Origin of the sequence: Olleya sp. HaHaR_3_96 (assembly GCF_019278545.1) — a bacterium.
Classification (GTDB): Bacteria; Bacteroidota; Bacteroidia; order Flavobacteriales; family Flavobacteriaceae; genus Olleya.
Genome location: NZ_CP058987.1, coordinates 1,994,850 through 2,021,285, shown reverse-complemented (window position 1 = coordinate 2,021,285; position 26,436 = coordinate 1,994,850). Strand labels below are relative to the sequence as shown.

At 30.2% G+C, this 26,436-nt stretch carries 25 protein-coding genes; all 25 read right to left on the bottom strand.

Features of this window, described 5'->3' with window-relative positions; translation table 11 throughout:
• Positions 1-27 precede the first annotated feature (27 nt).
• The 25 genes from H0I26_RS08750 to H0I26_RS08630 are packed head-to-tail and all read right to left on the bottom strand — an operon-like array spanning position 28 to position 26,405.
• The gene (locus H0I26_RS08750) at positions 28-1,038 is read right to left on the bottom strand and encodes a glycosyltransferase family 4 protein (protein WP_218701882.1); all 1,011 of its coding nucleotides are present in this window, start codon (positions 1,036-1,038) and stop codon (positions 28-30) included.
• Positions 1,001-2,347, bottom strand: coding sequence for an O-antigen ligase family protein (locus H0I26_RS08745; protein WP_218701881.1), 1,347 nt, complete (start codon positions 2,345-2,347; stop codon positions 1,001-1,003). The genes H0I26_RS08750 and H0I26_RS08745 overlap by 38 nt, the downstream gene beginning before the upstream one ends.
• Positions 2,348-2,352: 5 nt before the next feature.
• Positions 2,353-3,423 (bottom strand): glycosyltransferase, encoded by a 1,071-nt coding sequence (locus H0I26_RS08740; protein WP_218701880.1) that lies wholly within the window; start codon positions 3,421-3,423, stop codon positions 2,353-2,355.
• Complete coding sequence (locus tag H0I26_RS08735) at positions 3,424-4,536, bottom strand: glycosyltransferase (RefSeq protein WP_218701879.1); 1,113 nt, start codon at positions 4,534-4,536, stop codon at positions 3,424-3,426.
• Positions 4,536-5,084, bottom strand: coding sequence for a serine O-acetyltransferase (locus tag H0I26_RS08730; protein WP_317618226.1), 549 nt, complete (start codon positions 5,082-5,084; stop codon positions 4,536-4,538). The genes H0I26_RS08735 and H0I26_RS08730 overlap by 1 nt, the downstream gene beginning before the upstream one ends.
• 5 nt (positions 5,085-5,089) lie before the next feature.
• Positions 5,090-6,082, bottom strand: a complete 993-nt coding sequence (locus H0I26_RS08725) for a glycosyltransferase family 2 protein (protein WP_218701878.1) — start codon at positions 6,080-6,082, stop codon at positions 5,090-5,092.
• 1 nt (position 6,083) lies between these two features.
• Positions 6,084-7,616, bottom strand: a complete 1,533-nt coding sequence (locus H0I26_RS08720; protein ID WP_218701877.1) for a glycosyltransferase family 2 protein — start codon at positions 7,614-7,616, stop codon at positions 6,084-6,086.
• Positions 7,597-8,751, bottom strand: coding sequence for a glycosyltransferase family 4 protein (locus tag H0I26_RS08715; RefSeq protein WP_218701876.1), 1,155 nt, complete (start codon positions 8,749-8,751; stop codon positions 7,597-7,599). The genes H0I26_RS08720 and H0I26_RS08715 overlap by 20 nt, the downstream gene beginning before the upstream one ends.
• Entirely contained in the window at positions 8,748-9,638 is an 891-nt protein-coding gene (locus tag H0I26_RS08710) for a hypothetical protein (RefSeq protein ID WP_218701875.1), read from the bottom strand. The genes H0I26_RS08715 and H0I26_RS08710 overlap by 4 nt, the downstream gene beginning before the upstream one ends.
• On the bottom strand, positions 9,639-11,072 hold the full coding sequence (locus H0I26_RS08705; protein WP_218701874.1) for an MBOAT family O-acyltransferase: 1,434 nt from the start codon (positions 11,070-11,072) through the stop codon (positions 9,639-9,641).
• Between the two features lie 5 nt (positions 11,073-11,077).
• Positions 11,078-12,163 (bottom strand): glycosyltransferase family 4 protein, encoded by a 1,086-nt coding sequence (locus H0I26_RS08700; protein ID WP_218701873.1) that lies wholly within the window; start codon positions 12,161-12,163, stop codon positions 11,078-11,080.
• Complete coding sequence (locus H0I26_RS08695; protein WP_218701872.1) at positions 12,154-13,548, bottom strand: hypothetical protein; 1,395 nt, start codon at positions 13,546-13,548, stop codon at positions 12,154-12,156. Before H0I26_RS08695 ends, H0I26_RS08700 begins: the two co-directional genes overlap by 10 nt.
• Positions 13,545-14,489, bottom strand: a complete 945-nt coding sequence (locus H0I26_RS08690) for an NAD(P)-dependent oxidoreductase (RefSeq protein ID WP_218701871.1) — start codon at positions 14,487-14,489, stop codon at positions 13,545-13,547. Before H0I26_RS08690 ends, H0I26_RS08695 begins: the two co-directional genes overlap by 4 nt.
• Positions 14,486-15,178, bottom strand: coding sequence for a cytidylyltransferase domain-containing protein (locus tag H0I26_RS08685; protein WP_218701870.1), 693 nt, complete (start codon positions 15,176-15,178; stop codon positions 14,486-14,488). Before H0I26_RS08685 ends, H0I26_RS08690 begins: the two co-directional genes overlap by 4 nt.
• A gap of 1 nt (position 15,179) precedes the next feature.
• Positions 15,180-16,340, bottom strand: a complete 1,161-nt coding sequence (gene neuC / locus H0I26_RS08680; protein ID WP_218701869.1) for a UDP-N-acetylglucosamine 2-epimerase — start codon at positions 16,338-16,340, stop codon at positions 15,180-15,182.
• 1 nt (position 16,341) lies between these two features.
• Positions 16,342-17,343 carry an N-acetylneuraminate synthase family protein gene (locus H0I26_RS08675; RefSeq protein WP_218701868.1) on the bottom strand — a complete coding sequence of 334 codons (1,002 nt, stop codon included), beginning with the start codon at positions 17,341-17,343 and terminating at the stop codon, positions 16,342-16,344.
• A gap of 2 nt (positions 17,344-17,345) precedes the next feature.
• A complete protein-coding gene (locus H0I26_RS08670) occupies positions 17,346-18,614 on the bottom strand; it encodes a hypothetical protein (protein ID WP_218701867.1) in 1,269 nt (422 codons plus the stop codon).
• Positions 18,607-19,707 carry an acyltransferase family protein gene (locus tag H0I26_RS08665; protein ID WP_218701866.1) on the bottom strand — a complete coding sequence of 367 codons (1,101 nt, stop codon included), beginning with the start codon at positions 19,705-19,707 and terminating at the stop codon, positions 18,607-18,609. The genes H0I26_RS08670 and H0I26_RS08665 overlap by 8 nt, the downstream gene beginning before the upstream one ends.
• Positions 19,707-20,939: a UDP-glycosyltransferase gene (locus H0I26_RS08660; protein WP_218701865.1), complete on the bottom strand. Its 1,233-nt coding sequence runs from the start codon at positions 20,937-20,939 to the stop codon at positions 19,707-19,709. The genes H0I26_RS08665 and H0I26_RS08660 overlap by 1 nt, the downstream gene beginning before the upstream one ends.
• The gene (locus H0I26_RS08655) at positions 20,936-21,832 is read right to left on the bottom strand and encodes a glycosyltransferase family 2 protein (protein WP_218701864.1); all 897 of its coding nucleotides are present in this window, start codon (positions 21,830-21,832) and stop codon (positions 20,936-20,938) included. Before H0I26_RS08655 ends, H0I26_RS08660 begins: the two co-directional genes overlap by 4 nt.
• A 2-nt stretch (positions 21,833-21,834) precedes the next feature.
• Positions 21,835-22,674 (bottom strand): glycosyltransferase family 2 protein, encoded by an 840-nt coding sequence (locus H0I26_RS08650; RefSeq protein ID WP_218701863.1) that lies wholly within the window; start codon positions 22,672-22,674, stop codon positions 21,835-21,837.
• Positions 22,664-23,812, bottom strand: coding sequence for a glycosyltransferase (locus tag H0I26_RS08645; RefSeq protein ID WP_218701862.1), 1,149 nt, complete (start codon positions 23,810-23,812; stop codon positions 22,664-22,666). Before H0I26_RS08645 ends, H0I26_RS08650 begins: the two co-directional genes overlap by 11 nt.
• A 14-nt stretch (positions 23,813-23,826) precedes the next feature.
• A complete protein-coding gene (locus H0I26_RS08640; RefSeq protein ID WP_218701861.1) occupies positions 23,827-24,747 on the bottom strand; it encodes a glycosyltransferase in 921 nt (306 codons plus the stop codon).
• Positions 24,748-25,578 carry a glycosyltransferase gene (locus H0I26_RS08635; RefSeq protein ID WP_218701860.1) on the bottom strand — a complete coding sequence of 277 codons (831 nt, stop codon included), beginning with the start codon at positions 25,576-25,578 and terminating at the stop codon, positions 24,748-24,750. It lies immediately after the preceding gene.
• Positions 25,578-26,405: an FkbM family methyltransferase gene (locus H0I26_RS08630; protein ID WP_218701859.1), complete on the bottom strand. Its 828-nt coding sequence runs from the start codon at positions 26,403-26,405 to the stop codon at positions 25,578-25,580. The genes H0I26_RS08635 and H0I26_RS08630 overlap by 1 nt, the downstream gene beginning before the upstream one ends.
• Positions 26,406-26,436: the final 31 nt, after the last annotated feature.

The following is a 26,436-nucleotide window of genomic DNA, read 5'->3' as shown; positions in this document are numbered from 1 at the left end:
ACAAGTAATTACTTTACAGCAAGGTTTTTACTTTAAAGTCGCGACCCATTGTTGTTGCACTTGTTCCCAATCAAAGGTTTCTGCTTTTATTCTGGCCTGTTTTACAATGGACTGACAAAGCAATTCATCATTTTTATAGTGTAAAATGGCTTCTACAAAAGCTTCCGTATTATTCGGTTGCACCAATACACCTTCTTTATTATGTTCAATTAAAAACGGTAAACCACCCACATTAGTAGACACAATGGGGAGTCCTAAAGCCATAGCTTCAATAATACTTACTGGTGTATTATCAAAATTAGTTGTATTAATAAATAGGTTATAATCTTCTGACAATGACACCCAAGCAGCTTTCTCTAATTTCCCTGTAAAGGTGACTTCCAAACCCAATGTTTTAGCATACGCTTTCGTGTCTTCCAAACTTCCATCATTATCAGGACCAACCATACAGAGTGTTGCGTTGATTTCTTTATTTTTAAGGGAATACAACACGTCTACTGCCAATTTAGGGTTATATAGTTTTGAAAACGAGCGCACCCAAAGTAAATGAACAGTATCAATAACACGTGTTTTAAAAGGATAATCTTCTATCTGAATACTATTAGGAATCAGTTTTACATTAGTATACCCCATCTTTTCAAATTCAGTTTTCAAATAATTAGAGGGCGCACTATTTAAATAGGCTTTTTTAAAAATGGACGCACTTAGTTTTGGACTCCTTTTTAAGCGTTGCGGTAGATTCCCACCATGCAAAATGGGAATGTATTTCAAATTTAAAATTTGACACAATTTGCTTACGCTATACGCGTAATAAAAATTTAAAGTGCTGTACGTGTCAATTAATACATAGTCCGTTGTTTTTCTATGTTTAAAAACTGTCCATAACATATCCATAAGTCGTAACACGATGTTATTATAGCTAGAAGCATAGTAAATCTTAAAACCGGACGCCTCAAGTCCTTTACCTAAGGTATCAATAGTTGTGGCTGTTTTACCTTTTCTATTTAATTTGTTGCCTATGTAAACCAGGTTTTTCATCAATAATATGTAATAAACTTAATGCATAAATAAAAGCAGGCGCTACAATACGCATAGCCGAATGATTAATGGTCAGTAGCCAAAATAAATAAAAGGAAAAAAATAACACGTTACTACGATCTCTCAATCTTAAAAATAAAGGCACCACTAATAAAATAGAAAAACCTAACACCCCAAGCAGACCATGTTCCGCAATAATACGACTCATTTCATTATGGGAGGCTGCATGGATCCCTGTTTTTTGGAAACGTAAATCTTTAACCCGACCAACACCAACCCCTAAAAACGGACTAGCAATAAACTCTTCAAATTCTTCTAAAAATAAACCACCTCGACCTGTACTAATATCACTCTTTTCTTGGCCCATCGCGTTTTGGTTGGCATAACGTTTTTCAATCAAACCATTAGTTTGGCTCGCAGAAATACCCCAAGTCGCTACACCAATAATTAAAAATACAACAACAGAGAGAAGCATCTTATTTTTATTGGTTTTATCCATCGTTCGATATAATAAAAAGATAAACGCAACAATCATAATAATAGCAGTAAACACACCCCCTCTGCTAAAGGTAACAATCGCTCTAAATGCAAATAATAACACAAAAGCTAAATCTAAGTACCGTAGCAACTTTGTTTTACTAAAGTAAAAAAAACGCACCGTCATTACAAAGAAACCCAAACCCAAGACTGTTGCCATTTGATTAGGGCCAAAGCCTCCTGACGCTGCAAAATTAGAGCCTGTACTTGTCGATACTGCAGCAACGTCTGGATTATACATAATAACATAAATCAATGTACTGACTAAAGGAAACAACATATAATTAATAATTGTTTCTAGTTGTTTTTTAGTGATTTTTAGTCCAAAACAAAATAAAGCGGCAATCCCTAAAGTAATAGGTCCACTTAAATTAAAGGCAATCGCTTTTCTTATATTTGTTCCCAAATCTAAAAGATACAAAGACACGTAAATCCCTGGAATTAAAAGTAATAAGTATAACAAATAAGGTGTTGCCTTTTTATTAAAACCACTATAAAACAGGCCTAAGACTGAAAATAAAATTACTAGATATTTACTAGCCTCATAAAAAGGACCGCTATTAGTCATACGTAGAATAACCTCAGCACCGACTATATATGCACAAGCTCTAACAATTTCAAAGGATTTTAATTGTTGTTTAGCGCTAATAACGCGACTTAAAAAATAAAATATAATACCATAAAAATAGAGATTACCCAAAGCTCTGGATAGGTAAATAAGACCACCTATCAACACATGAAGTCCTAATAATTTTAAATATTTTTTTTGCATTTAAATTATAATAGAGAATATGTATTTACAATAGTATCTATTGTTGAGTCTTCAGAAAAATAAGTCTTAACTTGGTTGTTTAGCCCCAATGAGCAGGCAGTTCTTAAATTAACATCTTCAATAAAAACTAATAATGCTTCACTTAAACATTCGTGATTTTCAGACGCTACCAATAAACCTGTAACCTTATTTTTTATAATACGGTTACACTCTCCAACATCCGTAGCAACCACTGCTAAATCTGAAAGTCCATATTCTAATAAAGCCAAAGGTAAGCCTTCTGACCTAGATGATAAAACACCAATATCACAACGTTTCAATATGGCAGAGGTATCTAAACAACTCCCGTACAAAAACACCTGTTGCTCTAAGCCTGCTTCCATAATAAAATCAGAAATATTTTTAGAATAAGCATCTTCAAAGTCCTTACCAATCAAATGTAAAGTCCAATCTGGATAATGTGCAACAACTAGCTTAAACGCATGCAATACATTTAGATGATCTTTTTGGGGTCTCAAATTAGCCAAACACACCATTCGCTTCCCCGCTTCTCCTTTCAATTTTGTTATTAATGGGGTATTATTGACAACCGCATAATTGGGTAAATAACGTACTGTTTTTGCTTTCAAGTTAATTTTTGCCCAGTTTTCTAACTTAGAATTAACAGAAAATACGTAATTAAAAAATCGCGAACAGTATTTTAAAACGCCTTTAGGACGTTCGTCTAAAAACTCACTTTTACCGTAATGGTCATGCCAAACTAATTTAAGCTTAGGGTTTAAAACCTTTATTAGTGTTGCTAAAAAATAAGACGAGGCATGTGCATGAATAATCGTTATACCATTGGTATTTATAAATTTGCTCAGCGTTCTAATAGCTTTAAAATCGACCGTTTTTGTTCTTTTCAGATACAAATAGCCCACCTCTTTTTTTAAGCTATGCTTTAATAAACCTTCAGCTCTTGTAGTACATAAATAACTAGCTTCAATATGATTAAGCAACCCATTGGCATAATTAACAGCAACGCGCTCTGCACCTCCTGCCTCTAAACTATCAATAAGTTGCAGTACTCTCATTTAACTTTTTATTAATTTTTGTATCTCCTCTTCAAACAAATCTAAAGTATAACATTGCGACCAATCCGAAGCTAGTGTAGCCATTTGTTCTAAACGACTTGTAGTGGACAAAGCGCTTTCAATCGTCATAACAGCCGGTTTTAAATTTGGTTGTATTAATAGCCCTCTGTTGCCGTTATCCAACATATTAGGCACGCAAGATATGGAGGTTGCAATAGGTATAACGCCAAAAAACATGGCTTCTGCTAAAGCTTTAGGCCAACCTTCAGATTTAGACGCTAGTATAGTAAAATGCGAGGTTTTTAAAGCAAATTTTACGGTTTCACTGGATTGATTGCCATGTAAAACGATAACTGATTCTAATTTATTTTTAGTAATATAGGCTTGTAATTCTGGTTTTAAAACACCATCGCCATATAGTGATAGCGTAGCCTTTTCCCCTTTTTCAATTAATGCTTCTACAATTTGAATAGCCAGTAAAGGGCGTTTCCCAGCAACCAAACTCCCCACAAAAATAAAGTTTAAATCACCAGTATATACTTTTGGATCAACCTGCGCTCTATCTTCATCTCTATAAGTCGCTGTAAAAAAGGATTTGATATTTTTAGTTTGATTAGGCCAATCGCCGTAGACCAAAACAGTCATATTTTTAGTTAAAACCGTATGACTTAAAATCCATTTTTGGAGTTTATAACTTAGCGGTTGCTTTGCCTTAGGATCCCAATTACCGGCATATTTTGCTGTTTTTAGTTTTTTTGGAAAAAATACTTGTACAAAACAACCTATTAAACCAATGTTCCCAGGACATCTTAAATGGATATGATCTGCCCAAAACATAGCCATAAACAAACGAACCACAATTATTGGCAAATACAACACACTGAGTGAGGCTGATACAACAGTTGAAAAATTCAAACTCGGTATTGAAGTTACCGTGGGTTGTTTTTTAAATGACGACTTTAGTAATTTTTGATTGTATTGTGTCGGCGAAATTATTCTAAATTCTGAGACATTAGCACTCCAAATATCCATTTCTCTGACATACGGCGTATATGCTTGATAACTATGACCTTCTTTTAAGGTTGGTGCATTTGTAACGACTAAAAACTTCATTATATATAATTTTTAGAGCCATTATGATTAATAATAACGCCTGGAACACCAACCGCAACAGCATTAGCGTCCATAGATTTTGTGACTAACGTATTAGCTGCAATCACGCAATTATCGCCAATGGTTATTGGTCCAGCAATAACTGCATTGGCCCCAATATATACATTATTTCCAAGTGTTGGAACCCCACGAGTATCACCTCGGCCACTAACCCCAATAGTCACGCCTTGCGAGATATTACAATTATCTCCAATAACAACGTTAGCGTTTATAATAATACCACTAAAATGTCCAATGTAAAACTGCCTTCCAATAGTTACGCTATACGGAATACTAATACCCGTTACTATTTCTATCCATTTTTGATCTATTACAGCAAAACCTAGCAATAGTTTTTTAAGTGGTCTAAAAATAGAACTTCGATATATTGCATTTGATAGTCTATACACTGTTAAAGCCCACAAGCCTTGTTGTGTTAATAACAGTACAAATGTCGATTTGTTACTGCTATACTTTTTATATTTTATAAAATCTGACTTTAAACTCAAAACAATTATTGGTGTTTAGGTTTGTTAAAGATAAGCGAAATCCATCCAACCTGACGTCCTATAGATTCTGTCAACGCTTTTAATTTGTCTTTAGAATTAATAACGTTCGTAATTCTAATAGCCATCAACAATAATTCTGTAGCATGAAATTTAACGGTTGCTTTAAACGTTGGCTTTGGATATTTTACCTTCCAAACATACCAACTATTTCTAACCACCATTTTACCATAGTTATATTGATTTGGCCGACCTGAACCATCATGATAATGTGCTAGTTTAGCATTCGTATTTATATATAAAGGTCCCAACTTAGCCAATCTAATAGAAAAATCTGCATCTTCATATAAGCCATAGCCTTCAAAATAAGTAGAAAAGGATACATTATCAAATACTGCTTTTCGATAGCTAGACACACCTCCCATGACTTGTTCTACTTCATAAATTTTATCTGAAGGTGGTAAAAAACTAACCGAACGCCCATGTGCAAAGGTTGGCAAAAAACCTGGAGCCGTGTCTGGTTGCAAACCTAATTTTTTTCGCATTTTAAATCTAGAGGGCTCATTACGCATCCAGCCATCATAATAAAATTTTGAGGACTCCTTTTTATTGTCTGACACCTCCCATAAAACTTCATTTGTAATATAGCCACCAACTGCTAGAGCCTTGGGATGCATTTTATATGTAGATAATAATTGTTCAAAATAATGAGGTTCCAAAACGACATCATCATCTAAAAAACAGACGATTTGAGACGACTTATTAACCTTACTAACGCCGATATTACGTTGTTTTGTTAAGCCTCTATTAGCTGTATCAACTTTATAATAACTTAAATTTCTAAATGTATTCTTTTTTAAAGCGCCCTCAGTATTCGTATTAGTCGAACCATCAATAATTAATATTTGATCAGGATATATACTTTGCAAAGTAACAGATTGCAATAACCTTAGCAGCGATTGCGGTCTCATATAAGTACAAATGATTAGAGAAAAAGTCATATTAAACAGTCTTATTTTGCAAATTATTAGCCCAATCCTGACTTACTTTCCAACGTTGTTTAAACACACGATAGTATTTAAATGGATTTTTTATAGCTTGCCTTTTATAAAATTTAAAAAACAACGTTAATTTATAACTATTTAATTGTGGTTCTGTTTTGTATTTTAAATTATATAGCATGACTGTAGGAGATGGTTTAGGTATTACAACTTGATTCTCCCAAGCGTGTACATACTTCGTTCGAAAACCTCCTATTGGGGCTTTTAAATGTTTTAATTGCACAGTAGGTAGATATATAATATCAATCCCCTTATTTCTAATTTGCATTCCAAAATCAACATCTTCCCCAAAACCATGCTCAAAAGCCATATCAAATTTTATTTTTCTAACAACACTTGTTTTTACAATGCTACAACCCGATCCAAAAGCAGCCCATTGGATTGGGACGTTACGTTTTTCTATTTCACTACCTCTTAAACAACTTAAAGTAATAGCATCAAAATTATAAGTTTGCATAAAACTCAAAGCCTCTTTTAATGTCGCTTTGTTAAATCTTATATCATCATCTGCGAGAAAAACGTAATCGGATGTTACTAATTGTAAACCTATATTTCTAGCATTACATGCTCCTGTTTGTACTATAAGTTTATGATTTATTTTAAATGGCCACGCTTCAGATTTTATATAATTAAGTTCAGATTTTGCAACCTCGCTATCGTCTTGCTCTATAATTATAACTTCAGCAGGCATTAACGTTTGCTTTGATAAATCCTTTAAAACATCGTGTAAATATTTTGCCCTTCCTAATGTTGGTATTAATACAGAAATAGAGGTGTTAGCTTCTACCTCTTCAGTAATGGCTTCAGAAGTTATTGCTTTATCAAATGTCTTCTGTTTAAAACACAAACTTTTGATAAATGGAATAAATAAAACCTTCTTTTGGAAGATTAATACATTTAAAAATAATAAAAACGACCAGCGCGCTTTAAAGTGTTCTTTTACAAATTTGAACAATTCTGAAGTGCTCGCTTTTTTAACGATAGCCTCTTCTTCATTCTCCACAATAATATCGGGAGCAAAATAACACAATAAACCCCTAGCTATTCCTAATTTAGCGATACTATTTAAGTTATAACTAAAAGTATTCCGACAGTCCATTTGCGTTTTGAAAGCAAGTAGGTTTTCTCCATAAATCGCACCACAATTACTATGCATTAACCAAGTTGGATACTTTATGTTTCTATTCACATTCATAAAAAGAGAATCTTCGACATAACCAATAGCATCGCCAAAATAAGAAGACTTGCTGTTAGAAACCATAATATTACTTAACGTAAAATACGATGTTAGCGCCTTAGTATTGATTTTCTCCTTATTCGAAACATGACACCAAGCAATAATACGATTACTATATTTTGACGCTAAAAAAAACAATGCCTCTGTTGGCTGACTAGACTCCAGTAATATAGCGTCCTTAGTTTTATTGTCAACAACCTCAACAACTTTGTTATTATTATGAAAAAGAATGAGCATCTATTGTTTTTTTATAAAATTGAATAGACTGTTTTGCAACTATTTCTGAACTGAATTTTGATGTTATTTTTTTTCTTGCTGCAATTGAAAATTGATTTCGTAAAGCTTCATTTTCTAAAAGCTCGATAATTTTGTTAGCATAATTTTGATGTGCTTTAGGATGTATTAAAAAGCCATCTTCTCCATCATCTATAATTTCTTTTGCCCAACCCACATTTGAAGCTACAATTGGCTTTTGTAAAGCCATCGCTTCTAACCAAGAGACTGGCAACGCTTCAGCAAACGTAGGAAAAACACAAAGTGTTGCTTTCTCAATATGTTCACGCATTTCAGAATACGGCACAGCTCCAATATATTCAACTTGCAGCAAGGCCTCTTTAGTAAATAACGATTGCATTAATTGCCAAGTAGACAGACTGTGACTCTTAATATCTGGACTATCTTTACCTACCAATACTAGTTTTACTTCAGGATATTTTTCATTAATTTTATTAAAAATATAAGGTAATTCCAACAATCCTTTTTTTCTAATGAGTGTTCCAAAATAAAGGACTGTTTTCTCGTTACTTATAAAAGTTTTAGAACTAAACAACTTAAGGTCAATCCCGTTATGGATAACAGTATAATCCAGTTTTAAACCAAATAAAGTATTGGTCAACGCTGCGGTATAATTACTAACAGAAATAATACCGTTAGCATTTTTAAGCGCTTTTTTCTCATGGTACTTATTTACAGCTTTTACTTTTCTATTATCCAAATGACAAAAGTAAGTATCCGATCCATGTAACCGTATAATTATTGGACAGGATGGTTTTATAAACGAAGTAATACCGGTCCAATCTGGAGCTTCAATAATATCAATCTTTTGTTCTTTATGTAATTTATTTGCTAGCTTCTCTATTTTTTTCTTAGTCAAATACCAGGAGACACCTTTAAGTTTCGGGTTTTTTATTTTGTAAACATCAATACCACCTTCGGAAAAAAAACCATCTTCTTTTTGTCCATAAACCAAAATAGAAATGTTGTGATTTTGTTTTACCAATGCAATAGCCAAGTGTTTTATACTTGTACCAATACCGCCTGAATGGCCTAAGTTTTCATGAGAAAACTCTGGTGTTAAGAATGCTATTTTCATAAATCAAAGGCTTTGATAATGTGACGAGTAAAAACTAAAGCTCCCTCTTTATTTAAATGGCCACAATTCTGAAACAAACTATCCGCTTTTATTACTTGAGAAAAATCTTTAAAATTAGGCAACTTTGTTTTTAATTTAGAAAGGTAATTATTAGATACTAATCCTGAACAAAAAGGAGCACAATAATAAGTGACTTTAATATTATTAGCAATACATAAAGAATCTATTTCTGAAAGGCTTTTATTAGTTTTAATGATCGTTTTTGGTAAATTTCCTATTCCCTCTTCTCCTTCATTAATAGAACCTAAAAGAGGTACAAAACCATCATTAAAATCTATTTTTGATTTTTTATTGATTAGAGATGCAAAAAACTCTCTAAATCCCAATCTATAGTCATTACTTGCATATCTATAAAAAGGAATATAATAATTTTTAAAATAGTTAGAATCTACCTTTTTCATATAGTCTTTAATAATAGTATTACTTCTGATGTAAGGCAATGCTTGAGAACGTACAATATCTGAACTTGACTCAAAATTATAAACATAATCTACTTGTACAAAAAGTCTTTTAATCTTTACTTTTCTATATATTAAGAGTCTTAAAAATATATTCATATCATCAAGTTTGGCTCCTTGAGTACCAAGGTTAAGTGCTTCCTTTTTTGTAATGTCTTTAATTACTGTTGGCATTATAAAATTTTCAACTCTTGAACTTCCTAAAAATACATAATCTAATTTTGAACCCGTTTTTAGACTTAAAATATGTTGCGTTTTATTCCTTGTAAAAGTTGATTTATAAACGTTAGTATACAAACCATCTAATAAAAATAATACGACTATTATTCCTAAAGTAATTACAAGACAATTTTTAATAAATTTATTCATTTAAAATTGAAAATATATAAAGTTTGAGTGTTCCGAAAACACACCCAAAACAATAATTAATATTAAAATTATTGACATATATATTTTTCTATATCTGCCTATAAAAGGATGTTCGCTATTACGTGTAAACCATTCAACTAAAATAAACAACAATAATACTAATAGTGCTTCAAAATTATAACGTTCTATTGCTAAATATTGAAATGAAAAGTCTAAATTAACTAGTAATCTTTTTAAATAAGCAAAAGCTTCGGTGATTGTATTAGCCCTAAAAAACACCCAAGCTAATATTACTAACAAAAATGTAGTAACGATATTTAAAAATGTTATAATGCCTTTTTTAGAAAAATTAATTTCTACAACATCTAAATATTTTCTATTTCTATTAAGTAATAACAAAGGTAAAAAATAGATAGCGTTTAGTAATCCCCAAAAAATAAAGGTCCAATTAGCACCATGCCAAAAACCACTAACCAAAAAGATAATAAATACATTACGTACTTTAAGTATAGGTTTACCTATGCTTCCTCCCAATGGTATGTATAAATAGTCTCTAAACCAAGTAGATAATGAAATGTGCCAACGTCTCCAGAACTCGGCAATATTTCTTGAAAAATAAGGTTTATTAAAGTTTTGTTTTAAATCAAAACCTAGCAGTCTTGATAAACCAATGGCAATATCGGAATATCCTGAAAAATCACCATAAATTTGAAAAGCAAAATATACAGCGCCTAATAATAAACTTAGAGTATTTAAATTTTCATAATTACTAAAAATGGCATTTACATAAGTTGCACACGTATCTGCAATCACTACTTTTTTAAATAATCCCCATATAATTAAGTTCAAACCTGAAGTTGCCCTCTTATAATCGAAAACTCTTTTTTTACTAAACTGTGGTAATAAATGTGATGCTCTTTCTATTGGTCCTGCTACAAGCTGCGGAAAAAACGAAACGAAAGCGGCAAATTTGAGTAATGAATTAGTTGGCTTCAATTGTTTTCTATACACATCTATAGTATAACTCATTGTTTGAAAGGTGTAAAATGAAATCCCAACAGGTAGAATAATGTTTAAAGAGGTAACATTAGACTGCACACCTATACTTTGCCAAGCAGCAACCCAATTATCTATAAAAAAGTTAGCATATTTAAAATAGCACAATAAGCCCAAGTTAAATATGACACTTATCGCTAACATCATTTTTCTTTTATTGGGCTCCTTTAGCTTATTTAAACTTAGTCCTACAAAATAATCCACTAAAGTACTTAGGATTATTAATACTAAAAATCGCCAATCCCACCATGCATAAAAAACATAACTAACAAATAATATAAAAATATTCTGATGTTTTGTTTTGTCCTTTAATGGAAACCAATACACAAAAAAAACTATAATAAAAAAAACAAGAAATGTAAAGGAGTTAAAAAGCATGTTTACTATTTCTTTAAAAGTTTTAAATGATTCTCCACCATTAAATCTATAGAGTATTCAGTTTCTATTAAATGTCTCGTATCCTCTTGAATACTCTTATCTCCAGTAATCACTGCATTTAAAAGCACTGTTAATGCTTTAATATCTTTCGTTTTAAAAATGTAACCATTTTTACCATTTGTAACGACTTCTTCATTACCTCCAACTGGTGTTGTTATTACGGGTATGTTTGCTGCTAAACTTTCTAAAATAGACAAACTGAAACATTCCATATGTGTTGGTTGTAACATATAATCAAAATAGTGATAGGTTGCCTTTAAAGTCGCACTACTCCCTTTAAAATCGAAAATTGAATGTAATTGGTGCATAGCAACCAAGTCTAATAATTCTTTTTTGTAAGGCCCATCGCCATAAACAGTAATACTCAAATCTTTTTTTAAAGTCTCTGGCAAGTCTTTTACTGCAAGTATTAAATCTTGAATCCCTTTTGAAAAGCGCAAATGTGAAACGACTAAAAACTTAGGATTCATTTTTGCTCTTTCTTTCGTTTTTGGCACAATGTCTTTTATTAAAACACCATTATAAATTGTTTTTATTTTTGGTTTTAAAAAGCCTCCAAAATCATTTAAAATAGCATCGCTTGTATAGTCTGAAACTCCTATAAATTGATCCGTATGTTTAGCATACAAACGTCCTTTTATTTTCTTTTTAATTCTTTTAATTAAAGGATACCCATTTAAAGGTCTTGGATTATGATCTACCGCAATAATTTTAGTGCTTAATTTCTTTTTTACAGTTTTAAAGAACGGCGTACACAATTCAACAAAATGAGTAATAACATGGGTATAATTTACAGTGTTACTATGTATATGGTTAATAAAATTATTTTCTATAGATACACTCTCAGCAATAATACTATTAAACGTGCTATAATCTCCATGTGTTGCTGTATTTGGAAAAAACCAATCTACTTTTACATTTTGCTCTAAACATTTTTTATTAAAGGTCCAGAAAAAATAATCCATACCTCCAACACGATTTTCAAGTAATTTATAATTACAGATGACCGCTATGTGTTGTTTTACGACCATTCTAACAGTGTTTTGGCCATTCGTTTACTGGTGCCTTTCAGCGGTACTCCAATTTGGATGTCCAAAATATTTGCTCTTTCTTTTTGGAATTCCGTTGGGTTTGATAACGAATTATTTATAGCTTTAATAAAATCAGAATCCTTTTTAACTACTGTAACTGCTTTTGATTTTACGACTTTATCGAAATGAACATAATTTAAATATTTTTGATCATTATATAATCCGTTTTCTTTATTACCATAAACAGCGTTAATTACTGGTTTATCAAATAACATTATGTCCAATGACATCGTAGAACACATATTTATGTTAACATCTGAATATTTTAATAAGCCTTTCAATGTTATAATGTCATCAACACTAGGAACTCTCTGAGACCATGTTTCTGTATGGTTAGTCCTAGTTAATTCCCAATTAGGAAAATTCCATACAATATTATGGTATTTCTTCTTTATTCCAATAAAACGTGATTCATCCTCTGCAGGAGATGTTCTTACAACAAAATTTACGTCTATTATTTTTTTATTTTCAATAAATCGTGCTACTTTCTCTATATAAAATGGATCAAGTTGACTCGTCGACACATCACCGCAACTATAATAAATAGTCTTCTTACTTAAATCCAATCCTAAACTTTTAAATAATTCTTCTTTTGAAACATCATACTTTTCCATAACATAGGGTTCAAATTGTGGTGTCCCCACAACGTGTACATTTTCTTCTATTGTATTTGGATAAAAATGTAATAATTCTTTTTTCATTAAATCACTCCAAACCATATACCCATCAAATTGACCTAACATTCTTCCTTTTGACGCCAAATTATCCCAACTAAATATAAAACTTGAAGTTTTAATATTCAACACTTTACAAGCGGCTAATAGTGGTGCTAGATTATAAGGTCTTTGATGTGTAAAAAATAAACTCTCTGGATTTGTTTTAGTTAATGTAGTTAAATACTTTTTATAAATATTTTCGTTGCTAAAACTTTTAAACTGTCTTTTTTCATAAAACTCAATATTTGCTTCAGAATAAAAAACTTTAGTTATGGCATATACAATCTTTATTAAAAAATGTCTTTTTGATTTAATCTTGGATACTTTTCCATTATTATAACTTGTTTTAATACCAAAAAAAGAAATATGTTTACGCATATGAGCCACTTCTTTTAGTTTTCTAAAAAACCAAGAAACTATAGATTCTTTGTAAATATCCAATTCATAAAAAGACACTTTTTTTAATAATTCTTTATCATAAACCCCCTCAATCAATCCAGAATAAATAATAACTTCATCATATTTACTTATTAGTTCATGAATAAATTCACTCATAATAAAATTCCTATATCCTACGCCATCAGCAATTACAACCCCTATCTTTTTCATTTTATGATTTTGATTAATTTATCCAAAATAAATGTTTCTGTTTTCTCGATAGATTCAAATGTATTCCCTCCAATATGCGGCGTAATAATTACATTATCATTTAATCTAGCAAAGGTAATTAATGGATGTTTTCTAATGTCCGGCTCACCCCATAACACATCGGTTGCATAGCCACCTATTTTTTTTTCTATTAACAATTGCAATAGATCATTTTCATTTACTAACCCACCACGAGCCGTATTTACTATTACAGATGATTCATTTAACAAAGAAAGATTATTTTTATTTAATATAAAATGAGTATTTTTATTATAAGGTAGATGTATAGAAAGAACATCTGCAATAGAGAGAAGCGCCTCCATAGTATTCATCTTATTATATTTAATACTATATTCTGGTTGATTTTCAGTATCGTAATAAAACACCTCCATACCTAAAACAGCATAATAATCAGCCATAATTTTACCTAACCTACCTAGACCTAGAACACCTACTTTCTTTTTATACAGTTCGGTTCCTTTAAACAAATATCGATTCCAAGCTCCTCCTTCCGTATGTTGAAAAACGTTTTTAGATTTCCTAATCAGTGTTAGCAACAAGCTTAACGTGTGCTCTGCTGTCGCTCTTACTTCTTTTAAAAACTCAAATTCTCCTTTTAAACTAATAACCTTTATATTATTAGAGATACACGCTTCTAAATCTATATGATCTAACCCTGTAGCCGCACACAAAATATACTTACACTTCACATTATTTAAAATAACGTTTGTTAACTTGTGATTTAACCTAAACCAAAAAACATCACAATCTTGTAATGCTTTTTTTAGTTCTAAATCCGTAGATATTTTTTGATACTCAAATGATGATATTTGACCTAAAGCTATCTCATTTTCTAAAGAAAGTGCACTTATTCCAGATATAATTGTTTTTAAAGCACTCATAACACACCTTTTTTCCATTCTTTTATTAGCACTTCAGTAATTAGTAAATCACGTTCTGTATCAACATTAGCCCATTTAGATTCAGGCATAACATATGCTTTTTTACTAGGAAGTATTATTTTTTTCTCTTTAAGAAAAGCAGTTGTTTTCACTGCATAAATTGCTCCATTTCTTAAAAATACTGGCTTTAAATCTTGCCTTCTTTTACTTTCTGATTTTTCATCTAAAGAGGACATTATTCTGTTGTCGTTAACATGATACATTCTTGCAGGATGGATATCTTCTAACGCAATTACAGAAACGACACATTCCAAATTAGTATCTTCTAAAAACATCTGAATTACATTATCAATATCTTCACTTTCTCTTATCGGAGCTGTAGGTTGAAGCAGCACAATAAGGTCATATTTTGTCTTTAAAGATTTCAATACCTCAATAATAGCTTCTTCAATTTTTGAAGTATCCTTAGCATTATCTCTACTTCTTTTTAAACTTTCACATTGGTACTTATTTGCGACTTCAATAATCTCATCACAATCCGTAGATACAAATATATCAGTCAGTAATTTGGACTCCTTTGCCTTTTGTATAGTGTAAGAGATAAGTGGCTGCCCATCTACCAACCTGACATTTTTTCTAGAAACTCCTTTAGAGCCGCCTCTAGCTGGTATAATACCTAGAATTTTCATATTAATATGTAATGGTTTTATGAAACTCTAAAGTTACATTTGCTAATATTTCAGCAATTTTAACCCCTGCCTCCCCATCTCCATAAATAGATTCTGAAGTAATACTTTCATTCGCTATACGCTCTAATATTGCTTCTTTTATTTTGTCTTTATTATAAGAAATATCAGTAACATTATTACCACGTTGTCTTCTGTTTTGGCGTGTTCCAATATTTACAACTGGCACACCTAAATAAGAACATTCTCTAATACCTACACTAGAATTACCTATTAAACATTGACTATTAGCTAATAATTTTAAAAAATCGTTAGGTTCCATATTCTTAAAAAAGTGAATGTTTTTGGGTTGATTATTTTCCCTAAACGCTCTAATCCCTCCAGATGTCCCATCAGAACCAGCATCCACATTTGGCCAAAACCAAAACGTTGGTATATTTAGCTCATGTACTGCCTTTAACGTGGCTTCAACATCTTTTCGTGCGGATGTATATTCTGTAGTAACCGGGTGCTGCATTACTACAATATAACCTTCTTCCTTCCAATTAACTTCAGCACCAACACCACCATATTTTTTTAAAGGATCGAAATCTAATTTAGAATTTTGTTTAATTTCTAAAGCTAAATCTATGGATGGACAACCAGTATTAAAAACAGTTTCTGGACGTTCTCCCATTTTTATAACACGCTCGTAAGCGTCTTGAGATGCTACCAAATGAATATCTGCTAACTTAGTATTGGCATGCCTTACTTTTTCATCAATATTACCTGTAACTTCCCCACCTTGAATATGGATTAAAGGTATGTTTTGATAGGCTGCCGCAATACTTGTTGCAATAGTTTCAAATCGATCTGCAATAGTCACAACTGCATTAGGCTGTAAACGGTAAAACACATTTGCCAATTCCATAACTCCTAAGCCAGTTGTTTTAGCCATAGAGGTTGGATTTTCTCCCTCCAAAACCATAAATACTTTTTCAGCTATTGTAAATCCATCTTTCTCTATAACCTCTACAGCGTTTCCATAACGTCCTAACAAAGCGGACCCTGCAATAACTAATTGTAGCTCTAGTTTTGGATGATTTTTAATAGCTGCTAAAGCTGTTTTAATTCGACTATAAGATGGCCGTGCTGTAATTACAACACATATTTTTTTTATTGACATACTAATCCGTTAAATCCTCTTCGTTTAAAAAATCCCATTGCGTCATATCGCGATTTAATTTTTTACCAATTACTTTTTCATATTCACTAGCCAAGATACCAAATCCTTTAGGTTTTTTTGTCTCTAAGTCTGAAAAACTAATACTATCACCAGCTTTTAAATTTTTATTAATAGCTAAAGATTTTTCAAAAATGGACTTCAGATGTTCAAAATTAGAATTATCTAACTTATTAATAGGATTTTGTAGTGCAATTGAAATATTACGAACCGCTTTTACTAAACGACTAGTATCCTCCATTGTTAAAGAGGCTTTAGCATCCGGACCAAACATCTCTTTGTTAAACACCACATGAAACTCTAATATTTCTGCTCCTAGTGCAGTAGCTGCTATACAAGCCTCTATAGAAGATGAATGGTCCGAAAAACCGATAGGCACCTTATAGCGTTCCTTAAATTCTGTTATAACATTTAAACCATATTGTTCTGGCTTTGTTGGATAAGAGGTCGTGCATTGTAAAATTGAAAAATCAACTTGTCTTTCTTGTAAAAACGTAACTGTTGCATCTAACTCTTTATACGAACTCATACCTGACGAAATAATAATAGGCTTACCCGTTTGTACTATTTTTTCTAGCAACACAAAATTATTAACCTCACCAGACCCCACCTTATAGCGCTTAACACCTACTTTTTTAAGTAAATCTACAGCTGCGTTACTAAAAGGAGAACTGATAAACTCCAACCCAACATCGTCACAATGTGCTTTTATTGTCTTCCATTGCTCTAGAGTAAACTCCATCCGTTTCCAATACGCCATCCTTGTATCGTCTTGTTTAGAAAACTTTACGCGAAAAGGCTCATGGATACTACTTTCTGCTTCAGCAATATGTGTTTGAAATTTTATGGCGTTACATCCTGTTTTTGCAACAGCATCGATATAAGCGTGAGCCATACCTAAACTACCATCATGTGCTTGTGCTATTTCTGCTATTATAAATGTCATAGTTATGGCCAGTTATACTGTTCTTTAAGTTTAAAATTATGCTTATTAAAAAATCTATTGTGGGCGAATTCAGAAATATCATAAGTCATTTTTAATATTCTCTCTTCTGAAAATTGTTCCATTACTTTTTCTCTTTCCTTATAAAAATTAGTGAGCCAATCAATATTGTCCAAATTATTAATCGCGTTTAGTAATTTTATAAATGAATCTCCTTCTATTTCTAAATAAGACGCATTGCAGCCATAGCTAGAAGTTACCTTATCCATAACCGAACCTTTATAAGTTGGCGTATAAATAGGTACTCCATAGGAAATAGCTTCCACTAATTTTCCTTTTAGCAAGTCTGTATGTGACTCCGCATCTATAACCAATATTAAATCAGACTCTTTCAACAACTCTAATACTTCACTCCTGTCCAAGTTAAATAATAATTTAACACCTGGTAGTGTTTCTTTTAACCACTTAATTGACTCCTGATTATATTGCGACAGAACAAATGTGAATTCTAGTTTTTCTGAAACTTCATGAAGCTTTATCTGTTCTAAAGTATGTTTAAACTCTTGAGTAAATGCACTTTTATAAAATGTACCAGTATATAGTATTTTAACTTTTTTATTTTTTCTATAATATTTATCAAGAATAGGTGTTATAGCATGTGGTACCACAAAGCACCTACTGCGATCTAACTTATATTTTACAGCTATACGATCAGCTAATTTACTGGATGGAAAAGTCCAAGCTTGAGCATGCTCTTTAGTTTTTAAAAGCGTTGTTTCTTCTTTCGACAAGCTATCTTTTGAGCCGTTTTTAAGCTGAGAATTTATAACAGGGTCATTAATATTAACGATAAAAGGAAAATGTTTTTTTGAATATAAACGTAAAATTGCATCTAATGAATTAGTAGGAAGAATACGAGCCCAAATTACCGCATCACTAGTATAATGTTTATTTAAAAGTTGACTTGCTTTATTAACCCATAAATAATTATATAAGGAACTATCCTTAGAAAAAAAACAAAACAAAAGATCAAGGAGCTTATAAACTAAAAATCTAAAAAGGCTTTGTTTTTTTATCGCTTTATAAAAATAGTTTTCAACCTTAAAAAAAAGAGTCTTATCATGTACAAAATCTATTGTTTTCTTCTGAGAAATCTGAACAATATTATTGGAATATTTTAATAAAATATTAATCCAATTATAATTCACAATCCCTTCACTAGATTTATAATCTGGATAAACACTGTAAGCAATAAGTATTAGTTTTCTATACATCGCTATTTTGTTTACTTGTACTTTTTACAATCATAAACTTTTTCTTCATTCTTAAAAAAGGCGTTTCAAAATAAACATAAGACATATAAGCACTTATTATTGTTACAAAAACAATTACAAATAGTATCGCATAATAGTTTAACGCCATATTTGTGGCCAAATAAATATGACTACAAACATAAATTATTATCATGTGATACATATATATACCATACGACATTCGTCCAAAAAAGTTAAAAACTTTATTCTCTAAAGAAAAAATTGTTTTAGGGTTGCAGGCTACATTTAATATTATTGTTAGATAAAATAGTGAATTTATCTCCGAATCAACATAAGTTCTAATATGAATGGGGTGATAAATAATAGAAAACAATAAAACAGCCCAAGCTATTAACTGTACCTCCCGCCTAAATATAATAGTTAAAATACTATGATTAGAATATACTAAATAAGCCCCCAATGCACCTAATGCCATTATATTTATTCTAAAGCTATATAAAAACTCTACAATTATTGGTGCTACTTCATTTAATGTATATCTAGCACCAATCCTTAAAGCACATCCAAGGACAAAAAAGGCACCAAAAAACAAAAAGTATTTTTTTGTTTTTTTTACAATATAGGGCCAAATAAGATAAAACTGTTCTTCCACCCCAACCGACCAAAGTGGCGTTATTGTTGGTAAATTAATCCGCAACAAGTAGGAGATATTTGCCATTAAAAATATATAAAAAAGCAAACTTGTCGTTAAATTATTAACAGAAGGAACTATATTAAAGTAAATTAAAATTACAGTAATAACAATACATAAATAATAAACAGGCCATATCCTTAATAATCTTCTAATGTAGAATTTTTTAAAATTAATAGTTCCTGTTTTGTTCTTTTCTACTAAGAGTAAATAAGTAATCAAAAAACCACTTAAAACAAAAAACATATCAACTGCTCTAACAGCCATACCTGTAGCGTGAATATTTTTATGTGGTAAAAAAAACAACTCTATTTGCTGATCTATATGACACACCATTACCAAAATAGCAGCAATAGCCCTTATACCATTTAACCCCTTAAAGTAAATTGTTTTTGACTCCATTATATTAAATTATCAATAGTATTCTTTAAAAACGCTAAGCCAACATAGTCTTGCAAATCAGGTCTATCTAACGACGCATTATTATTTGATTTCCAATTTATATAAAGTTTTGTTATTTGACTACAGATTAAATCTACATCATCGATTTCGGCTATATAGGCATAGTCGTCACCTAATAAGCGTTTGGTTTCACTATAATGCGGCCCCAGTAATAATATTGGTTTATTTGCTAAAATACAATTTGGGAATTTTCCAGGTAAAAAGGGGCTAATTTCAGATTTTGCTTCTAATATAATATTTACGGAAACCATTTTCTGCAACATTTCGACTTCCTTATATTCTACATTTTTTCCCGACCAATAAATCTGATCACCTATTACGCTATTTAAATATTCCTTATGATAATCAGCCCCACCTATTAATAATAATTGTGCACTCAATTCCGCACCTTTATTATTTTCTAAAAATTTATTAAATCCATCAACTAAACCTCTTGGGTCTCTTTTAGACATCAAATTTCCTGCATGTAAAAGATTAAATTTCTCGATGTTAAAATAATCCGGAATATCCACCTCTTGTCGTTTATTAAAAGATAAATTTTGATGGGGAATAATAACACCTGTCTTATTAAAATTAAAATAATAACTTCCCATCCAATCTTTTAGCATTACACTAGGAAAAGCGCTATACTTGGCTTTTTCCGAAACCTCTCTAAAAAAACCCTCTTTAAATTGATATCCAGATTCCACCCAATTATAAGGTCTGGGATAATAATGAAAAGGATAAGGATCATGCACATAGGCCATCCATTTACTATGTAATCTTGGTAAGCTTAACATTGCGTAGTGCGGTCTAAAGCTAGCGCCCTTACTTAATGTAATAATTAAATCTTGATTACTGTAGTGTTTATCTATTGATTTAGAAATACTTTTAGCATCATTAAAAAAGGTAAACGAATGCCCAAAATTTCTTTCTAGAAATTTGGATACATTTTTCTTGGTTACTCTTTGAAAAACACGCTGAAATCTACTTAAAAAATAGTTTATTGAAAATTTAATTTCTGGGATGGATACACAAGTCACACCATCTAATTTTATGTCCTTTCTTGAATAATGGAGCACTTTTACATCATATCCTAATGTAGCTAAATTTAAAATTAAGGCAACATTTACTTTAGACCCACTACTATCATCTATGTCAATAGATTCTGATATGATTAATATATTTTTCAAAATTGTTTTAACATTTTAAATAGTTTAAATTTTAATGGAAACATCCAAAAGTAAACTTTATTAAAAAAACTTTGTGCAATTAATTTACTAACAATCGTTTTTGCATTTAAAGTATAAGCGTTGTGAATAAAATATTTTTTCAATCCGCTATTCATTAAATTTAATGCTATCAAATTTTCACAAACCAACTTTCGTGATTTGACATAAGATTCTATTCTCTTAGGGTTATCGTTCCAAAACTCACCTGTATTAGAATTTTCATGTTTTCTATTATAATATAATATATTACCAATAATTACTCCCTTAAAACCGTTACTGATAATATTTAGATAACATTCCCATTCTTCTGCATACTGTAAGTCCTCGTTAAAACGAATAGTTTTGAAACATTCTTTTTTCCACAATACCGTACAGGAAGCCAAACCTATTTCTCCTGTAACTACAGCTTCGATATTAGTTACACTTATATTACCCTTAACCTCAACTTCTAAATCTATAACTTTTGGTTTTTCTGATACAAAAGACTGCTTTTGATAATGACAAAAATCTGTATCATTATTAATAATAACATGATGCGCTATTTCAAGATTTTTAGGATGCACCAAATCATCATCATCAAAAAAGATAATATAGTCTCCTCTAGCCATATCTAATCCATAATTACGACTACCACACAATCCTTTTTTGTACTTATTTGTTCTCTTAAAATATTTAAATCGACTATCGTCTTTAAGTAAACTAGAAATAACGGTTTCAGTATGATCTGTCCCTCCATCATCTATAATAATACATTCCCAAGACTTAAAGGTTTGTTTACTTATAGTATTAAGCGTCTCTACAATAAAATGTGCTCTATTGTAAGTTGCCATTATGATAGTGACTGTTGGCTGCATAATTAATTAAAAAATGATTTAAAAAATCTCAAAGGTTTTAATATAGCTTTACCTAGCTTAAAATCTATTTTATTTTGTTGTTTGATTTTACTTTGTTCTTCTAATTCTAATTTTGCATAAACCTCATTAATATAGGTTTCTATATGCTCTGAAATAACCGCTTTATTTTTAATTTGAATAAATTTTGTTAATTCATACTTTACTTTATTTGCTCGTGACGTAGTTGAAATCCTACGTTTTCTATAATTAAATAAACGGTCTTTTATAACATATGTTTCTCCTCCATTTTTTAATAACCTTAAATAAAACTCCCAATCTTCAAAACCTCTTCGCATGGATACATCATAGCCATCAATAAACATAAAATCGACCTTTCTAAACATTAAAGAACCAAGCGCACTATTTGTTGTTAAAAAATTGACTACGCTGCCTCCTTTAGGTTCAAAAAAAGTGACTTTACCATTAGACTCCAAAATATTAACAGAGCAAGTCACTAATTTAACCTCTGTATTATTAATAATAATTTCTATTGCTTTTTCACAAAACGTTGGCTCAAAATAGTCATCACTATCTAGTACAACAATATAATCACCTTTAGCATTTGCTACACCTCTATTTCTAGCTGTACTTTGCCCTTTATTTTCTTGAGTAATAAGCTTAGCTATTTTAGGTTCAATTGTTTTTAAAACCGCTTTTGTCTTTGCATTAGAGCCATCGTCTACGACAATTACTTCTATATTTTTATAAGTTTGATGTAATGCAGAATTAACAGATTGCTCTACATACTGGAAATCATTAAAGCAAGGTATTACAAAAGACACTAAAGGGTTACTAGCTTTCATTTTTAATAATTTTTAATAATTTTATTCCTTTACTTTTATTAGATAGATTTGATTTATATAGTTTACTTACCTCTAAAACAACACTGTTTTTTTTGTCATTTTTTAGTTTTATAAAAGTGTTGGCAGACTGACATAGGTCTTCGAATGTATTATTAATTATTAAAGGCAAGGTATTAAATCTATCATGCATTGCTCCTACATGATAACTAAGTATCATCCTTCCTGCTGCTGCTGCTTCTAATGCAGTAATTGGTCCACCTTCGTGTAAAGACATTACTAAAAACACATGGATTTTAGCGTAAAACAAATGTGTACTTACTGGAGAAATAACTTCTGTAATTATAGAAATATCATTTTCTACATCTAAATTTTTAGCTAAAATTTTTAACGATCCAATATATTTAATGTCGCCTGGTCCTTGGATCATTAATTTTGTTTTTTGAGACGTGTTTTTGTTCAAATACGCAAGTAAACGAATCATGTCTTCAATATTTTTCTCTCTGGATATTCTTCCCAAGTATCCAAATTGTAGTACACTAACCTCATTAAAATTAATAGGTTTAATTTTAAGTAAATTGTCTTCGTTAGGTATAATGATATCGCTTACTAATACATTTTTTAACTTATACTCTTTTTCCCAAAAATCACTTTGCTTCTTATTAAATACTATTATTGAATTAAATTTTTGATAATACGGAATGTGTTCTTTTTCTAAAGTTTTATAGTGCCAAAGTGTTATTTTGGCAGATATATTCTTTCGTTTTGAAAACCCATTAAGTATTGAAAAAAAATAGACACTTTTAGGATAAGCCAATACAAATAAATTGGAAAAAGATAGACTTTTATATTTCCAATAAATACACTTAGAAAAACTGTTTTTAAATTTCAATTTATAAAAGAATCTATCTAACAACAATATGAAAGGGCTTGAAAGACGCTTTGGGTAATTAAAAAAATGAATTGATCTATTATTAATTATTTTTTTAAAAAGATCTCTGTTTATTTCATTTGGAGTAAATATAGAGACCGTATCAAATTGCTTAGTATCAAACAAATAAATTGCAGTTGTAACCGTTTCTATTTCTGTTCCTCCAATATTATTTAAATAAGGTGTAGCTATGAGTAATGACTTTTTCATTTTATTTAAATAAATTAATGCATTACTCTTTTTCTATACACTATACTTTTTACAAGTCTTTTGTTAAACTTGTAAAACTGCTTTTTATCATAGTTTTTAATGTAGTTTACATATAATTTACACCATTGCTGCGTGTTTAGTTTTTTCTTTTTTAATATAGCAATTTCAAATTTTCGCATAATATGTAATCTACATGTTTTACTAAACTCGTCTAATTGCTTACAATATAAATCTGAATAAAAATTTTGCTCTGCTTCTATTTTAAGGTCTAAATTATCTGTTCTACCAGATATGCTAATATTTGAAATTCTAATATTAACAGTAGTTTCGTTAATAGTATAAATAGGCTTACTATCAGAAAAATCTAGCCATGCTTTGTCATCACTATAAAAAGCTAATGGATAATTTGTAAAACGTTTTGTAAAAAAGATATCTTTAAAAAAAATGTATTCTGATAAAGAACTACGTGTTTGTCCTGTGATTTTTCTGCATAATGAATTTTGAGCGGTCTCCCACTCTGGATGTTTAAATATTTGTTGGTTTGAGTCTTCTTCAGTATCATTAAAAACGCTACTTGCAAACCTAATTACATTAGATTTTCCACTAAAAAATGAATACTTATTATAGAAAGACTCCACAAGGTTATTTTCTATAAAATCATCATCTCCAAGGAGCATAATCCACTTTTCATCTTTTACCATTTTGATGCATCTTTCCCACTGTTTGACAAGATGAACTCCTCCTAAATTATTCTCGAACTTTTTATAAACAATATCAAATTCTGAAGCATATTTAGTTAAAAGTGCTTCAGGGTTTTCTGAGCTAGCATCATTCCCAACATATACTTTAAAGCTTTTATTGGTTTGTTCTTTTAAAGACTTTAAAGTGTCTTCAAAAAAAGATATTTTATAGTATGGTATTACAACTGCCAGCATTTATTTGATTTTTGAATAAATTAATTTCAAAACATTTACAAACCCTACTTTAGAAAGACTAAGATATTTTAATGCTAAAAAAAATTGTTGTCCTTTTGTTATATTAAATATTTTAAATTGCAACAAAAAAGTTTTAAATGAACGTAACTCTATTTCTTTATTATTTTTTTGATTCTTTGGTAACTTATAAAACCTTCTTGCTTTGATCATTTCTTGAAACCAAACTTTATCTGCATTCCCTTCTGAAAAGTGTTCTATCAAAATTTCTCCAGTAACAATATTCTTATATTCAGCAGCAATTCTTAAGCTAAAATCAACATCATAAGCATGAAAGCCTTTTATTTTATCATTAAATTTAAACTGTTTATAAACATCTTTTCTACAGGCCATAAAAACACCATCTAAACTATAAACGTACTCAAAAAGTCTATTATCTTCGAAATTTGTTCGTGTGTGCACTTTTACGCGTTCATTTTTATTAGACTGTATTAAATGTAATTTAGATTTTCTAGCATTAACCCACCAATTAGAAGGAACAAAAGGCACATAATTGGAGCCTGCAATTCCAACTACACCAAGCTGTTTATCTTTAAGATAATTAATAAGTATTTCGCCCCAATTTTGAGTGTGAAAAATAACATCTTCATGAACAAAAAGTAAATTATTATATTTTGATTTTGATGCACCTAAATTATAAGCTTGACAAATCCCCATTAAATTTGGGTTTTTAATCCTGATTATTTCATATTCAACCCCACAAGTTACTTTAATATTTTTTTCTAAAACATTAAAATAGCTTGGTTGATATGATGAAATAATTATTGATAACATTATTTTCTAAAACAAAAAATATTTAATTGTTGATTAAATTTTTTAGGTGTTTCTTTACAAAAAGGGTACTTTAAAGTTTCACCTGCTAAACGTATATAATATTCGAAACCTACATCTGATAACAAATTTAAAATATCACCTAAGTTTTGTTCTTTATCAATAAGACCATGATATTCCAAAAAAAGATTTTTTACATTTTTTAAATCTTCTTTTATGTGAAATATTAATTCATTTTCAGCTCCTTCTATATCTATTTTTAAAAAATCAATTTCTTCTTTTAAGTACTTCTTAAAGTCAACTGCTTGTACTTTTTCTGTTGCATTGTTTCCTGAAAAATCTACGTTTACAGAACCAGCTAAAGAACCCTCTGTAAAAAAGGTGAGAATAGTATTTTTAGTCCAAACAGCTTTTTCAAAAATTTGAATTTTATCGTTATTATAAAATTGGGAAATATTATTTTTTAACAAATTAAAAATTTTATTATCTGCTTCAAATCCAATTATTTTAGCTTCTGGAAATTTTTCTCTAAAATATAAAATACTTAAACCCACATTAGAACCACAGTCTATTATCAACGGACTTTTTTTATCACTTTCAAATTTATAAACTTCTTCCATAAAAATTTCATCAAAAGAATGTAGAAATCCTATAGAGTCTGAAAAGCTAAAATTTAAGTTTTTAAATTTTAGCTTTCCTTCTATATAACGAGGCATTTTTAATAGCATTTGCTTTTCTTTTGTTGAAAAGTATGCTTTAGTTTTATTTAAATTACTCAAATTATTTTCTGTATAAATACCTAATATTTTTTTAATATTTTTTTTTATCATTAAATAAGTATTATTATTTTTTTTATAATTA